Origin of the sequence: Pantoea sp. Seng, from assembly GCF_009829935.1 — a bacterium.
Lineage (GTDB): Bacteria > Pseudomonadota > Gammaproteobacteria > Enterobacterales > Enterobacteriaceae > Pantoea > Pantoea communis.
In genome coordinates this window covers 22,230-36,149 of sequence record NZ_SZZV01000021.1, presented here as the reverse complement: position 1 = coordinate 36,149, position 13,920 = coordinate 22,230, and the positions used below count along the sequence as shown (strand labels likewise).

The 13,920-nt window shown below is 56.5% G+C and carries 15 protein-coding genes; 4 read left to right on the top strand and 11 right to left on the bottom strand.

The window, feature by feature from the left end:
* Positions 1 to 66: 66 nt before the first annotated feature.
* Both FD737_RS19555 and FD737_RS19550 read left to right on the top strand, forming a co-directional pair.
* Positions 67 to 990, top strand: coding sequence for a TIM barrel protein (locus FD737_RS19555; protein WP_097119003.1), 924 nt, complete (start codon positions 67 to 69; stop codon positions 988 to 990).
* Between the two features lie 10 nt (positions 991 to 1,000).
* Positions 1,001 to 2,170, top strand: coding sequence for a Gfo/Idh/MocA family protein (locus tag FD737_RS19550; RefSeq protein WP_160834333.1), 1,170 nt, complete (start codon positions 1,001 to 1,003; stop codon positions 2,168 to 2,170).
* 49 nt (positions 2,171 to 2,219) lie between these two features.
* On the opposite strand, the gene FD737_RS19545 is transcribed toward FD737_RS19550, so the two are convergent.
* The 6 genes from FD737_RS19545 to nac form a co-directional block, all read right to left on the bottom strand.
* Positions 2,220 to 2,957: an amino acid ABC transporter ATP-binding protein gene (locus tag FD737_RS19545; RefSeq protein ID WP_045816006.1), complete on the bottom strand. Its 738-nt coding sequence runs from the start codon at positions 2,955 to 2,957 to the stop codon at positions 2,220 to 2,222.
* 9 nt (positions 2,958 to 2,966) lie between these two features.
* Complete coding sequence (locus FD737_RS19540) at positions 2,967 to 3,722, bottom strand: amino acid ABC transporter permease (protein ID WP_034826721.1); 756 nt, start codon at positions 3,720 to 3,722, stop codon at positions 2,967 to 2,969.
* 5 nt (positions 3,723 to 3,727) lie between these two features.
* Positions 3,728 to 4,423 carry an amino acid ABC transporter permease gene (locus FD737_RS19535; protein ID WP_058961854.1) on the bottom strand — a complete coding sequence of 232 codons (696 nt, stop codon included), beginning with the start codon at positions 4,421 to 4,423 and terminating at the stop codon, positions 3,728 to 3,730.
* Between the two features lie 22 nt (positions 4,424 to 4,445).
* Positions 4,446 to 5,198, bottom strand: a complete 753-nt coding sequence (locus FD737_RS19530) for an SDR family oxidoreductase (protein ID WP_160834332.1) — start codon at positions 5,196 to 5,198, stop codon at positions 4,446 to 4,448.
* Positions 5,199 to 5,329: 131 nt separating this feature from the next.
* Positions 5,330 to 5,746, bottom strand: coding sequence for a hypothetical protein (locus FD737_RS19525; protein WP_058961856.1), 417 nt, complete (start codon positions 5,744 to 5,746; stop codon positions 5,330 to 5,332).
* Between the two features lie 114 nt (positions 5,747 to 5,860).
* Positions 5,861 to 6,784 carry a nitrogen assimilation transcriptional regulator NAC gene (gene nac, locus FD737_RS19520; protein WP_034826712.1) on the bottom strand — a complete coding sequence of 308 codons (924 nt, stop codon included), beginning with the start codon at positions 6,782 to 6,784 and terminating at the stop codon, positions 5,861 to 5,863.
* A gap of 456 nt (positions 6,785 to 7,240) precedes the next feature.
* Between nac and FD737_RS19515 the strand changes: the two genes are divergently transcribed.
* Entirely contained in the window at positions 7,241 to 8,443 is a 1,203-nt protein-coding gene (locus tag FD737_RS19515; RefSeq protein WP_034826708.1) for a pyridoxal phosphate-dependent aminotransferase, read from the top strand.
* Between the two features lie 64 nt (positions 8,444 to 8,507).
* Here the strand turns inward: FD737_RS19515 and FD737_RS19510 are convergent, their stop codons facing one another.
* The 4 genes from FD737_RS19510 to FD737_RS19495 are packed head-to-tail and all read right to left on the bottom strand — an operon-like array spanning position 8,508 to position 11,835.
* Positions 8,508 to 9,278: a 5-oxoprolinase subunit PxpA gene (locus FD737_RS19510; RefSeq protein WP_160834331.1), complete on the bottom strand. Its 771-nt coding sequence runs from the start codon at positions 9,276 to 9,278 to the stop codon at positions 8,508 to 8,510.
* Positions 9,279 to 9,299: 21 nt separating this feature from the next.
* Positions 9,300 to 10,286, bottom strand: a complete 987-nt coding sequence (locus FD737_RS19505) for a biotin-dependent carboxyltransferase family protein (protein WP_160834330.1) — start codon at positions 10,284 to 10,286, stop codon at positions 9,300 to 9,302.
* On the bottom strand, positions 10,283 to 10,984 hold the full coding sequence (pxpB, locus tag FD737_RS19500; protein WP_370523125.1) for a 5-oxoprolinase subunit PxpB: 702 nt from the start codon (positions 10,982 to 10,984) through the stop codon (positions 10,283 to 10,285). The genes FD737_RS19505 and pxpB overlap by 4 nt, the downstream gene beginning before the upstream one ends.
* An 11-nt stretch (positions 10,985 to 10,995) precedes the next feature.
* Positions 10,996 to 11,835 carry a transporter substrate-binding domain-containing protein gene (locus FD737_RS19495; RefSeq protein ID WP_058961861.1) on the bottom strand — a complete coding sequence of 280 codons (840 nt, stop codon included), beginning with the start codon at positions 11,833 to 11,835 and terminating at the stop codon, positions 10,996 to 10,998.
* Between the two features lie 259 nt (positions 11,836 to 12,094).
* Between FD737_RS19495 and FD737_RS19490 the strand changes: the two genes are divergently transcribed.
* Positions 12,095 to 13,015, top strand: a complete 921-nt coding sequence (locus FD737_RS19490; RefSeq protein ID WP_097119011.1) for a DMT family transporter — start codon at positions 12,095 to 12,097, stop codon at positions 13,013 to 13,015.
* A gap of 79 nt (positions 13,016 to 13,094) precedes the next feature.
* On the opposite strand, the gene FD737_RS19485 is transcribed toward FD737_RS19490, so the two are convergent.
* Entirely contained in the window at positions 13,095 to 13,790 is a 696-nt protein-coding gene (locus FD737_RS19485; RefSeq protein WP_097119012.1) for an RraA family protein, read from the bottom strand.
* Positions 13,791 to 13,920: the final 130 nt, after the last annotated feature.

Sequence of the window (13,920 nt, the reverse complement as noted above, 5' to 3'; positions counted from 1 at the left end):
TTCATGATTGCTGTGGGTGAAATTTTTATTTGATACTTGCGCTATCCAACACCGCAAGGAACGATCATGACGATTCACATTGCTAATGCGCCCTGCAGCTGGGGTGTCGACGATCCTAAAAACCCTTTCCTGCCGCCCTGGCAGAAAGTCCTGTCGGAAGCCGCTCAGGCCGGATACAAAAGCATTGAGCTGGGTCCGTGGACCTATCTGCCGACCGATGCCGCTGAACTGCGTCACCAGCTGGAAGCCCATCAGCTTTCACTGGTGGCGGGCACGATCTTTGACGATCTGGTCAGCGAAGCCAATTTCCCGGCGATGGTTGAACTGACACACAACATCTGTCGCAACCTGTCGCAGGTTCCTACTGCCGAGAAAACCCACGCGGATAATCTGCCCGCACCTTACCTGGTGATTATCGATTTCGGTAACCCTGAGCGTGCCAGATTTGCCGGGCAGTTAGATAAAGCGCCGCGCCTCTCCAGTGAAGAGTGGCAGCGCATGATGCAGCACATCACCACCCTGAGCCAGATTGCCTGGGATGAGTATGGCGTGCGCGCGGTGATCCATCCGCATGCGGGCGGCTGTATTGAGTTCGCCGACGAGCTGGAGCAACTGGTGCAGGACATTCCACACGAGGTAGCCGGTTTGTGTCTCGACACCGGGCATCTCTACTACTCCGGTATGGATCCGATCCCTTATCTGAGCCGTTACTGGGATCGCATCGATTACCTGCATTTTAAAGATGTGAATGACGCAGTCTGGCGCGATGTGATTGCGCGTGGCGTGGACTTCTTTGCCGCCTGCGCCGAAGGGGTGATGTGCCCGATTGGCAAAGGCGCGATTGATTATCCGGCAGTGCGCGCGTTTCTCGCTGAGCGCAACTATCAGGGCTGGATCACCATCGAGCAGGAGCGCGATCCGCGCAACGCCGACACTAGCCTGCGCGACGTCACTGCCAGCCTTCACTACCTGCAATCGGTCGGATTCTGAGGAGATCATCATGATTAACGGCATTAAAGCTCTGGATCGTTCACTGCGCTGGGGCATGGTGGGCGGCGGCGGTACCAGTCAGGTTGGCTACATCCATCGTTCATCGGCACTGCGTGATGGCAACTTTGTGTTGCAGGCGGGCGCATTTGATTTTAACGCCGAACGCGGTCGTGCGTTTGGCGTATCACTGGGCGTCGACGCAAATCGCTGCTATCCGGATTATGAAACGATGTTTGCGGCGGAAGCGGCGCGTGCAGACGGCATCGAAGCCGTTTCGATTGCCACGCCGAACAATACCCACTTCATCATTTGCCGTGCGGCACTCAATGCCGGTCTGCATGTGGTGTGTGAGAAGCCGCTGTGCTTCACCACGGAAGAAGCGGACGAGCTGGAAAAACTCTGCGCCGAGAAGAAGAAGATCATCGGTGTGACTTACGGTTATGCCGGCCATCAGCTGATCCAACAGGCGCGCGAGATGATCGCGGAAGGGCTGCTGGGTGAGATCCGCATTATCAATATGCAGTTCGCGCACGGTTTCCATAACGAAGCGGTCGAACTGCAAAACGAAAGTACCAGGTGGCGCGTCGATCCACGCTTTGTTGGCCCCAGCTATGTGCTGGGCGATCTGGCGACGCACCCGCTGTTTATCGCCGAAACCATGGTGCCGAAACTGCAGGTGAAACGTCTGTTGTGCAGCCGCCAGAGCTTCGTGAAAACCCGTGCGCCGCTGGAAGATAACGCCTTTGTGATGATGGAGTACGACAACGGCGCGGTTGGCACCATGTGGGCCTCGGCAGTGAACTGTGGCTCGATGCACGGCCAGAAAGTGCGGGTGATTGGTGAGAAGGCCAGTCTGGAGTGGTGGGATGAGCAGCCGAACCAATTGCGCTATGAAGTGCAGGGTGAGCCGCTGCAGATTCTGGAGCGTGGTATGGGCTATCTGCACAAAAGTGCGCTGGCTGATGACCGTATCGGCGGCGGCCATCCGGAGGGGCTGTTTGAAGCCTGGTCGAATCTCTATCGCCGTTTTGCGCTGGCGATGGATGCCACCGATCGCGGTGATGAGGCGTTTCTGGCTGACTTCTGGTATCCCGATGTGCATGCCGGATTGATGGGCGTGCGTTGGGTAGAGCAGTGCGTGAAGTCAGCGGATGCCGGTGCGGTGTGGGTGGATTGCTGATTGAGATGAAGTCAACAAACCGGTCGGCGGCTCTGCCGACCGGGATGCATCAATGCGAACGCAAATCGCTCAGGAAGCGCTGGGCACGTGGGTGCTGCGGTTGGGTGAAGAACTTCTCTGGCGTCGATTTTTCCAGAATTTGCCCCTGATCCATAAACCAGATGGTGTCCGCCACTTCACGCGCGAAATTCATCTCGTGCGTCACGCACATCATCGTCATCCCTTCTTGCGCCAGGCTGCGCATCACCGATAACACTTCACCGACCATTTCAGGATCGAGTGCCGAGGTCGGTTCATCAAACAGCATCACCGGCGGCTTCATTGCCAGCGCACGTGCAATCGCCACGCGCTGCTGCTGGCCGCCAGACAACTGCGCCGGATAGGCGTCTGCTTTGTGTGATAAGCCAACGCGCTCCAGCAACTCACCCGCTTGTTTACGCGCTTCGGCACGCTTCACGCCCAATACTTTCATGGGTGACATCATGATGTTCTCTGCCACCGAGACGTGGGGGAACAGGTTGAAGCTCTGAAACACAAATCCAATGCGGGTGCGTAGATGGTTGAGGCGTGTACTGCTGCCGTGAATGTCGGTGCCATCAAACACGATCTGGCCATTATCAATCGGTTCCAGGCGATTAACGGTGCGGATCAAGGTGGATTTCCCCGACCCGGAAGGACCGCACACCACCACCACTTCACCGGTATTGATTTCGGCGCTCAGGTCAGTCAGCGCCTGATACGCGCCGTACCATTTGTTGACCTGGTTAAACATGATCATCGGGCTCATAGTGGTTCCTTATTGCGAAGAGGTTTTAGTCAGCATCACCGCGGGCGCTACGCTGGGATTCGCCTGCGGCGGTTGGCGACGTTTCTGCGCAATATGCGCTTCAAGTTTGTTAGCCAGCCAGGTGAGGCTAAAGCAGATGATGTAGTAGCTCAGCGCCACAATGGCGAACACCTGGAACGGTTTGGTCAGCAGTTGATTGCTGACCTGATTAGCGGCAAAGGTCAGCTCCGGCACGTTAATCACGTAGCCGAGCGTGGAGTCTTTGATGATCGAAACCAGCTGGCTCACCAGGCTCGGCAAAGTGTTAAACAGCGCCTGCGGCAGAATCACTAAACGCAGGGTTTTCAGGTGGCTCATACCCAGCGCGCGTGACGCTTCATACTGGCCGTGCGGCAGTGCCTGAATGCCGCCACGCACGATCTCAGCGATGTAGGCGCTTTCGTAAATCACCAGCGTACACAGCATGGTGGCGAAGCCGCTGATGTTGTGGCCAATCAGCAACGGGACGCAGAAGTAGGTCCAGAACACCACCATCATCAGCGGAATGCCGCGCAGCAGATACACCCAACAGGTGGCGGGCCAGCTCAGCCAGCGCCACGGCGACAGACGCGCCAGGCCGAGCAACACACCGATGGGGAAGGCCAGCAGTACTGCCAGCACGGAGATCAAAAGCGTACAGAGTACGCCGCCCAGCGGACCGTTAGGATACTGGCCCATTAACAGCAGCATGCCGTTGTCATGCAAAATGGTGAAGATCTCAAACATCGCCATTACCTCGCGTAAACGCGCTGGAAGCGGCGGGCCAGCAGCGCGCCCAAGCCCATCAGCAGCAGGGAGAAGAACAGGTAACCCACGGTTGCCACTAAGTAGGATTCGAAGGTACGGAAGGTTTGATTCTCGATATCACGCGTCACATAGGTGAGGTCTGCCACGCCAATCACCATTGCCAGACTGGTGTTTTTGAACAGCAGCACGGTGTGATTGACCACGGATGGCAGCGCATTGCGCACACCCTGCGGCAAAATCACCGAGTGCATGGCGCGGACATAGCTCATGCCAAGCGCGCGGGCGGCCTCATTCTGTCCGTCTGGAATGGCCCGCAGGCCGCTACGGATATCTTCAGAGAAGTAAGCGGCCTGACACAGCCCGAGCGCGATAAGAGAAAATAAAAACTCGGCGTTGTAGTCAACGATCATCATCTGCAGCGATTCCGGCAGCAGGGTGGGGATCGCGAAGTACCACATCATCAACTGAATCAGCGTGGGCACATTGCGGTGATAGGAGACATACGCCTTAACCAGCCCAACGGCAAGACGATTCTCCGTCAGGCGGACCACCACCAATAGCAGGGCGAGAACCATCGCCAGCAGCCAGGCACCCAATGCCAGTTCAAGGGTGACCACCGTTCCGTCAACGATCATCTGGCCGTAATGGCCGGTTATCACACTGCTGAAATCAAGTGCCATACAGTTACCTCATTGTACGGTTTTACGCGGTGCGGTCGCCCGGTCGCATAGTGGAAAGACCGCCCGGCACCTGCAGCGTCGGGGTAATTTCGATGTTGCCGATGTTGACGGCGACTGGCGCAGACAGCGCAAAGGCCACGCAGTCGGCAATATCTTTGGCCTGCGGCAGTTCGAACCCATCGATAAAGCGGCGACGCGCCTCATCGTGATCGCCTGAAACGTTGCCGAAAATATCAGTGGCGACGCGGCCTGGGCAGATTTCGGTGATGCGCACACGTTTGCCATAGCAGTCCACGCGCAGCTGGCGTGACAGGGCATGCACCCCGGCTTTGGTGGCGTGATACACCGAGTTGCCGTTGAAGTTGTAGATGGCGGCAATCGAGGTGATGTTGAACACGTGGCCACGGTCACGCGCCATCATGCCCGGCACCAGCAAGCGGCACAGGTGCAGCACGGCACGCAGATTGACATCGACCTGGGTTTCTACCACGTCTTCGTCGGCATCAAGAATCGAACCAGGATGAGAGAGACCTGCATTGTTGACCAGGATATCGATTTCCAGGTCTTTGCACAGCGCGGTCAGCGCATTGACGTCACTGACATCCACGGCATGCGGGATGCAGCCAGTGCGATCGGCCAGCGCGGCCAGTTGCTCTTTACGACGTGCCACCGCGTGCACGGTGATCCCTTCTTTGCACAGGCGCTCAACAATCGCTTCGCCCATACCAGCCGATGCGCCGGTCACCAGCGCGGTTTTGTAATCTGAGAATGGCATTTGTGTTTCCTCGTCTCGCCAGGTGTGTGTCCGGCGTAATGGGTCTTTTTTGACTTTATGCAGTTATGCCGCAAGGGCATAAGACATAAAAACTGTGAGGCGATAAGAGCCCCTTATAACCGGATTAATGATTAATTATCTGATTGAAGAATAAGAATTTCTTCATCATATTCAACCGCAGATCGCGTTGCAGAGGGGAATGGCTGCACCCGCCCTTTGCAGGGACTGAGCACCGGCACGTACAGGAGGCCGACCTGCACCATCGCCAGCAGATCCTGAGGTTCTACCTGCTGTCCAGGCTGGACAAAATCTTGCTGGCTGTGTGGGTGGCGACGCAGCAGTGTGCCGGGCAGGGGCGCGCCAATGCGATGCGTCACGGGCGGGCACGCTTGCGTCGGGATCTCCGTTGGGGATGAGAAGGAGGGCGGGTCAAACGTCAGACGCACCGACCACTGTTTGCCCTCTAACGCCAGGCTGTTAAGGCCGGATCGTTGCATCTTGCGCGCCAACGCACGCAGCGTCGGCAGCGGTATCGCAGTTTTTTCCATGGGGTTCCCGTCAAAGCGAAACACGCCCGCCGAAGCGGGCAACAGACCGAATCAATCTAGCGCGTTCGTCAGACGGGCAGTAAGAGGGTTTCGCTTTGCGGTGATAAGCGGGTCTTATCCCACCAGGGTCAGTGGATGATTCTCCACGTTGCGGCGCGACATTAGCGACAGCAAAATGGATTTCACTGCTTCAGCAGGCTGGGACAGCGGCAGATGATCTGACATGCAGAACGACAGCGAAGCCTGCACATCCGGCTCGATGATCTTCGCCATCCAGGTATCCCCATTTTTCAGCATCGCGCGTGCGGCGGATTCCGGCATGATGGTGGTGCCCAGACCGGCACTCAACGCCGCATTCAGGGTGGTTTGCGACTCAATTTCGCACTTCACGCGGTACTGCAGATTGTTCTGCACGAAGGCGTCATCCAGCACTTTGCGCATGATGTTATAGATACGTGGCAGGAACAGATCATATTGCGCGACCTGTGACAGCGGGATCTCTTTCACCGGTTTTGCCAGGCTGAACGGGCAAACGAAGCACAGATCTTCTTTCATCAGCGGCATGAAGCGCAGGCCATGGATGGTGCGATGATCGTAAATCACCGCCATATCCATACGCCCGTTCATGATCAGCTCGCTCAGGGTGGTGCCGAAGTTCTCGTTAAAATAGAGCACGATGCCAGGATGCTGCTGCTGCACTTCCATCATCAGCGGTAGCGCCAGGTTTTGCGCCGCTGTGCCCGGTGCCAGCCCGACGGAAACGCTGCCACTCAGCGCAGCGCCGACCAGATCAATCGCACTTTGCGCCTGTTCGCACTGGCGCAAAATGGACTGTGCATGGGAATAGAGTGTTTTCCCGGCTTCAGTAGGCGTGACACCGCGTTTGGTGCGAATCAACAGCTGTTGATTGACTTCACCTTCCAGCGTAGCCAGCTGCTGGCTCAACGCGGGTTGGGCTATATGCAGGATATCGGCAGCTTGCGTCAGGCTTCCGACGTCAACAATTTTAACAAAGTACTTCAGGCGACGAAGATTCATGGACACTTCCCTCAAACAGAACGCATATGCTCATCAAGCAAAGTTGATGCCAGGATAAGCTTTCGTTATTGAACTCAGACAGGAGGGTACGGCTACCGGGCCTCCTGAGGCTGGTGCTGAGCTAGTGAGCCGCCGGCATGGCGGGTGTTGAAAAATGCAGCGCTGCACCGAATGAGTGCAGTTGACCCATCAGCATTGCCAGTGACGGGCAAGGAAAATCGTGGGTTCGGGATGTAATCTGGGAAAGAAAGTAACACTTTATTAACATCCCGTCAGGCGTGCGGGCGTGACCTGTCGCGCAATTCTGAGTCAATCTGCCGCCTTTATGGCAGAAGTGTGCAGTCGGTCCAGTCATCGCTTTGTGTTATATCACCACAACAAAGCACTATTATCCGTGGCTTCGGCCCTAATCCTATGCTCAGGGAAAACTGACATCCCCCGAACCCAGGATTGAACATGCCCGAGATAGCCGATCGTTTAAAGAATGTGACCGTTTCCGCCTCCGTTGCCATGACCCAAAAAGCGCGCGATCTCGCGGCGCAGGGCGTTGATGTGGTAGCACTTTCTACCGGCGAACCGGATTTCCCCACGCCGGAACATGCGATTGAAGCCGCCTACGCCGCTGCACGCGCGGGCGACACGCGCTATCCACCGACCGACGGTACGCCTGCGCTGCGCAAAGCTATCCAGCTGAAATTCAAACGGGATAACCAACTGGAGTATGACGTCAGCCAGATTCTGACGGCCGGTGGCGCTAAGCAGATCATCTTTAACGCCATCCTGGCGACCATCAATCCGGGCGACGAAGTGGTGATCCCCACGCCGTCATGGATCAGCTATGCCGATATCGTGAAATTTGCCGGTGGTGTTCCGGTGCCGCTGCCGTGTGCGCAGGAGAATGGCTTTAAACCACTGCCAGCGGATCTGGATGCGGCGATCACTGACAAGACCAAATGGCTGCTGCTGAACTATCCGAGCAACCCAACCGGTTCGGTGGCTAGCAAAGCCGAGTTGCAGGCGCTGGGTGACGTGCTGCTGCGCCATCCACAGGTGTGGATTATGACGGATGATATCTATGAACATCTGATCTATGACGATGTGCGTTTCTATACCCTGGCGCAGGTTGAACCGCGCCTGTATGACCGTGTACTGACGGTGAACGGCGTATCGAAAGCCTATTCGATGACAGGCTGGCGTCTGGGCTTTTGCGGTGGTCCTGCGCCATTAATTAAAGCCATGAGCAATGTGAACACCCAGAACAGCGGCGGCGTCTGTACCCTGACGCAGGCGGCAGCGGTGGCGGTGCTGGAAGGTCCACAAGATCTGTTGCAGGAGCGCGCACGCATTTACCGTGAACGTCGTGATTACGTGCTGGAGCGTCTGACCTCGATTGATGGCCTGCGCTGCCATAAGCCAGAAGGCGCATTTTATCTGTTTGTGAACATTGAAGGGCTGATCGGCAAGACCAGTGCCGGTGGACGCTTCATCAGCAACGATGCCGATTTTGTGCTGGCGCTGATTGAAGAGCAGCATGTGGTGACGGTGCAGGGTGCGGCTTATGGCATGAGCCCGTACTTCCGCTTGTCCTACGCCACCAGCATGGAGCGCTTAGAGACGGGCTGCGATCGTATTGCGGCATTCTGCGCTGGCTGCCGTTAAACGAAAGGCGAAAAAAATGGCTGCCGATGGGGCAGCCATTTTTATTTGGGCGATTCAAAAAAACTTATTGAGCAAGCACCTCTGCCGCCGGCGCCACCTGATGGCCGCTGGCTTCGATTTCACTGCGTACGATGGTGGCGAGGGCCAGTGAGCCTGGCGTATCGCTGTGCACCAGGATCGACCGGGCACGCACGGCTATCACTTCCCCTTCGAAGGTGGTGACGGTGCCATGCTGCAGGAACTGCCGCACGCGGGCACGCAGCGCCGCTTCCTCTTTGATCACCGAGCCGGCAATGCCACGCGGCACTAAACGGCCCTGTGCATCGTAAGCGCGGTCGGCGAGGAACAGCGTCAGGGTTTTCAGGCCCACTGCCTGTGCCGCTCGCTCAATGATGGTATCGGGTTGTGCGAACACAATCAGATCCGCATTGATACGGGCGACGAGCGTCATGACCTGCTGCGCTAATGCCTCGTCGCGATTGACGATATTGCCCATCGCAGCGTGGAAGCTGAAGTGCGACACCTTCGTGCCTTCTGCCTGAGCAATCGCTGTCAGCGCGCCGAGTTGATAAGCGACCTGCTGGCAGATCTCTTCGGCACTGAACGGCAGCTCGCGACGACCAAAGCCCTGGCGATCGGGCAAGCCAGGATGCGCACCAATGCCGACACGATTCTCTTTCGCCAGTCGCACCATTCGGGTCATGATCGCCGGATCGCCGGCGTGGAATCCGCAGGCGATATTAGCTGAGGAGACCACTTTCATCAGCGCGGCGTCATCGCACAGTTGATAAACGCCGAAGCCTTCGCCCATATCGGAGTTCACATCAATCTTCATGGTTTGGGTTCCTTCGGAAAATTATGCGGTTAACGCTTTACGCAGCGGTGGGCAGCTCACACGTAAGCGGCTCAGCCAGCGTGTGACTTCCTGATCAATGGCGATCGCCTCACGCGTATCGCTCTGGATCAGCTGGATCGATTGGCCGGGTAATACCTGTCCTAAACGCCACAGATCCTGCTCAATCACCCCGGCGATCTTGGGATAACCGCCCGCCGTGTTGGCATCGCTGAGCTGAATGATCGGCTCGCCGCCAGGCGGCACCTGCACAATGCCGGGAATCAACCCGTAAGAACGCATCTCAATGGTTTTTGACGGGAAAATCGGATCGCCCGCCAGTCGATATCCGGTGCGATTGCTTTGATTGGAGACCTGCCATGATTGCTGCCAGAAGCGACCGGCATCGGCAGCAAACAAGGGATATTCGCCGGATGGAATGGCGCGCAGCTGAATCTCACCTGCGCTGTTACGCGGGAAATGTGCACGCAGGGCGCTGTCGGGCGGCTCAATGCCAATACCGCTGCTGGGCAACGGGGATGCCTGTGTTTCACCCAGCGCCAACCGATCGCCACGCTGCAGCGGGCGGCCTTCCAGGCCACCAAAGCCACCACGAAGTGCCGTGCTGCGCGAACCCAGCACCATTGGCACATCAATGCCGCCTGCTATACAGAGATAACCCCGTGCGCCACTGCGCGGGTAACGCATTTCCAGCACCTGTCCGGCACGCACGCCGCAGCCCCACCAGGGCGGCAACGGCGCACCGTCTAAAGTGGCGCGACAATCCGCACCTGTTACCGCAATGCTGCTGTCCTGCAAAAAACGCACACGAAATGGGAACAGCTGAACTTCAATGGCGGCGGCATTTTCTTCATTGCCGAGCAGCAGATTTCCGGCGCGCAGTGCCAGCGGATCCATCACACCACTCACCGAGACGCCCATATGGCGGAAGTTGAAACGCCCCAGATCCTGAACCGTGTTCAGGGCGCCGCTCTGTTCAATTTCGATCACAGTTCAATCCTCTGCGGCAGAAAACGGATACGATCGCCCGGTGCCATTAGCGCGGGGGATTCTGCCATTGGATCAAACACTTCCAGCTCGGCAAAACCGATGGCGTTCCAGCCGTTGGGGCCGGTCAGCGCTGAAACACCGGCCTGGGCGCCGCCAATGGTAACGGTGCCTTTCAACATGCTGAGCGAGGGGACTTTCTTGCGTGGCGTGGCTAATTGCGGATCGAGCCCATGCAAGTAACCAAATCCCGGCGCGCTGCCAAGAGCAAACACGGTGTATTCGCTTTGATGGTGACGGTGCACCACTTCGCGTGCGCTGAACCCGGTGTGACGACAAACCGCATCCAGATCGGTGGCGTGCTCGCCGCCGTAATAGACCGGGATTTCAATCAGTTTGCCCTGAGGGCTAATCGCCTGTGCCTGATCCCAGGCGGCATGCAGCGAAGCACGAACGGCGGCTTCGTCCTCGGGGATGTGTCGGAACAGCACCAGCAGATTAGTGACGCCGGGGATCAAGGCTTCAACCGCCGCATCCGACTGCAGCAAACGCGCTAATGACCAGATGCGTCGCTGGGCGGAAAGATCAAATCCACCCGGTGCTTCCACCAGCCACGCACGGGCGCCAATGGTGGAAAGGGCGATCGCAGAGGAACAAGCCAGCGCGGGTGCGCTGGCGGGCTGGATATCAGAGTGCGACATCACGGGCATGATTATTCCAGTGGTTCAAATTTCAGGCTGGAGAGCGGCTGTACGCGCTCTTCGCGCACCATTTTGTATTCGGTATTTGGCCCAATCCAGGTGTTCCAGATTTTGTCGATGGTGCCATCGTCGTCCATCGCTTTCAGGCCGCTGTTAACGCTGGCCAGCAGGGCCGGTTCATCCTTTTTCATGCCGACACCAATCGGTTCCAGCGCCATCGGCTCTTTCACCATCGCCAGATTGATGCCGTCTTTTTTCGCCTGGGCGATGGTTTTCATCCCGGTCATGGTGTTAGTGACAAAGCCCACCGATTTGTTCTGCTCCAGCGCCAGGAAGGCGGAGGCAGAATCCTGGAAGGTGACGGCTTTACCGCCTTTGATGTGGATCGATTGCTCTGACGTGGTGCCCTTGGTGGCGCTGATACGTTTGCCTTTGAAATAGTCCAGTGGTTTATCTGCCAGCGGCGCTTTCACCAGCAGCATCTCTTTCGCCACGTAGTAAGGATCGCTGAACTGGATCTGATTACCACGCGTTTTGGTGTAGGCCAGGTTAGCAATCAACACATCGGCACGGCCGGTGGCGATCACCGCGATACGCGCTTCAACAGAGGTCGGCACCAGAGTCAGTTTGACGTTCATCTGCTTGGCCAGAGCGTGACACAGGTCGATATCCATGCCAGCCAGCTGGCGCGTTTGTGGATCCGGCGAAGAGAAGGGCGGTACGTCGGAGTAAACGGCGCATTTCAATTCACCGCTCGATTTAATGTTCGCCATCATATCTGCCTGCGCCGCCGAAACAGCCAGCAACGGCAGCATTGCCAAGCCAATGGTGGTCACTCTTTTCATGGTCATGTGCTTTCCCTCAATGGTGGATACTGCTTGGGAGCGCAAAATCTCGCTTTTCTGGACTATATCGGCTTTGTTTTGCGGCGAAAAAGAGGGAAAGCGTGTTATGCAATAGGGAAATGATATGACCGATGGCGATAAGTTATTTCTATTCAGGCAGAGCGAAAAAGTGTTATCCAGCGCACATTTTTCTCCCTAGTGTAAGCCGCGTTGTCCTCTCGGCAACCCCGCCGATTGCACGTGGTAGAGAGAAAAGAGTGAGAGCATGAATCCCCGATTAGGCGTGTTATTAAAGATATTCGCTGCACTCAGCGCTACGCTGATGCTGGCCTGTGTTAAAGGTCTGAACGGTGCTATCCCCACCGGCGAAGTGATTTTTTTCCGCAGCTTTATCGCGCTATTTCCCCTGTTAATCTGGCTGAGAGTGCAGGGGAACGTGCTGGAGAATCTCAAAACGCGCAATTTGTTTGGCCATTTCATTCGCGGTTTCTCCGGCACAGGCGGCATGTATTTTAACTATCTGGCGCTGGTGTATATCTCGCTGGCTGATGCCACGGCACTGAGTTACGCCGCACCGCTTTTCACAGTAATCATGGCGGCGATGCTATTGAAGGAACGGGTGCGCGTGTCGCGCTGGGTGGCCGTGGTGGTGGGATTGTCGGGCATACTGATTATGCTCTCCTCCAGTCTTGCGGCTAGCGGCGGCGTGCCGGCAGGTGGCGCCAGCAGTACCACGGCCAGCCTTGGTGTTGCTTTTGCATTGATTGCCGCACTCTGTACGGCCACCTCGAATGTGCAAATCCGTTTTTTGAATGGCATCGAAAAACCGGGCGCGATCGTGTTCTATTTTTCGCTGATGACGACGTTGATTGGCCTGGCAACGGTATTTTTCGGCTGGATAAAGCCCACTGGCTTGCAGTGGCTGCTGTTGGTGGGCTGTGGTTTATTTGGCGGTCTGGCACAGATTCTGGTGACACTCAGCCTGCGCTATGCTGATGCCTCGCTGCTGGCACCGTTTGATTACACTACGCTGGTGTGGTCGATGCTGATTGGCTATCTGTTCCTTAATAGTCTGCCAGGCACGACAACCCTCTTCGGTGCATCGATTGTGGCACTGGCAGGAATCTTTGCGGTATGGCGTGAAAACCGTCAGCGCAAATTGGCGATGGTGAGCAGTACACCGTGATGCGGTGTGTTAGCCGCTGCGCAGTTTGCAATACCAGGTCGCCATAGCGGGCGACCTGGATAACACAGCGCTCGTGCGCTTATCGATAAACATCATCGATAATTTCTACCTGCTTGTTTTGCAGTGCTTCTGCCAGCCAACCGCGTTCCAGTGAACCGGTTTTCGCCAGCTCAAAGTTATGCTCATCAACAATCAGGTAAGCTTGTGCCGCTTCGAGAATGCGCGCGGCATCCTGCCGGGGAATGACGATCACGCCGTCGGCATCGCCTAATACGATATCGCCAGGTGAAACGTGAATTTTACCGCAGGCAATCGGCACGTTGATTTCGCCTGGGCCATCTTTGAAAGGGCCACCTGGCGTATGTCCGGCGGCATAAATCGGGAAATCCATACGTGATAAGCCCTCAATATCACGCACCGGGCCGTCCAGCACGATGCCTTCCATACCGCGCTGTCTGGCATAAGTGGCCATCACTTCGCCCATCAGCGATTGGCTACGATCGCCCTCATTCGACAGGATGATCACATCGTTCGGCCCGGCCATATCCAGCGCTTTATGCAACATCAGGTTATCGCCAGAGCGCGCTTTTACCGTCACCGCCAGGCCGCACATGATGGGGGTTTTAGGCGCCGTTTTCAGGCTGATCTCTGCCGATAGCGCAGGCAAGCGACTCATGCAGTCGGCGACTACCGCCGCGGGTAAACGGCGGAACGCTTCCAGTAAGGGTTCAGCATCGGAGGGACGGCGTAAATAAATACGATTTCCTGCGGTCATTTTATTTCTCCTGTCAGGGTTATTAACTTGTGATCGATAAAGGATGACCAGCAAATTTCGCCGGTTAATAAATTTAACTTTATTTGTAGATGATCATGTGATGAATGATTTTCTGAATTCAGGAGAGTGT

What these genes read in the sequence shown, in the direction of transcription:
- FD737_RS19510 (WP_160834331.1), bottom strand. Translation starts at nt 9,278, where the DNA reads ATGAAGATTGATGTGAACTCCGATATGGGCGAAGGCTTCGGCGTTTAT.
- FD737_RS19550 (WP_160834333.1), top strand. Translation starts at nt 1,001, where the DNA reads ATGATTAACGGCATTAAAGCTCTGGATCGTTCACTGCGCTGGGGCATG.
- pxpB (WP_370523125.1), bottom strand. Translation starts at nt 10,984, where the DNA reads ATGTCGCACTCTGATATCCAGCCCGCCAGCGCACCCGCGCTGGCTTGT.
- nac (WP_034826712.1), bottom strand. Translation starts at nt 6,784, where the DNA reads ATGAATCTTCGTCGCCTGAAGTACTTTGTTAAAATTGTTGACGTCGGA.
- FD737_RS19540 (WP_034826721.1), bottom strand. Translation starts at nt 3,722, where the DNA reads ATGTTTGAGATCTTCACCATTTTGCATGACAACGGCATGCTGCTGTTA.
- FD737_RS19495 (WP_058961861.1), bottom strand. Translation starts at nt 11,835, where the DNA reads ATGACCATGAAAAGAGTGACCACCATTGGCTTGGCAATGCTGCCGTTG.
- FD737_RS19485 (WP_097119012.1), bottom strand. Translation starts at nt 13,790, where the DNA reads ATGACCGCAGGAAATCGTATTTATTTACGCCGTCCCTCCGATGCTGAA.
- FD737_RS19555 (WP_097119003.1), top strand. Translation starts at nt 67, where the DNA reads ATGACGATTCACATTGCTAATGCGCCCTGCAGCTGGGGTGTCGACGAT.
- FD737_RS19490 (WP_097119011.1), top strand. Translation starts at nt 12,095, where the DNA reads ATGAATCCCCGATTAGGCGTGTTATTAAAGATATTCGCTGCACTCAGC.
- FD737_RS19525 (WP_058961856.1), bottom strand. Translation starts at nt 5,746, where the DNA reads ATGGAAAAAACTGCGATACCGCTGCCGACGCTGCGTGCGTTGGCGCGC.
- FD737_RS19515 (WP_034826708.1), top strand. Translation starts at nt 7,241, where the DNA reads ATGCCCGAGATAGCCGATCGTTTAAAGAATGTGACCGTTTCCGCCTCC.
- FD737_RS19530 (WP_160834332.1), bottom strand. Translation starts at nt 5,198, where the DNA reads ATGCCATTCTCAGATTACAAAACCGCGCTGGTGACCGGCGCATCGGCT.
- FD737_RS19535 (WP_058961854.1), bottom strand. Translation starts at nt 4,423, where the DNA reads ATGGCACTTGATTTCAGCAGTGTGATAACCGGCCATTACGGCCAGATG.
- FD737_RS19545 (WP_045816006.1), bottom strand. Translation starts at nt 2,957, where the DNA reads ATGAGCCCGATGATCATGTTTAACCAGGTCAACAAATGGTACGGCGCG.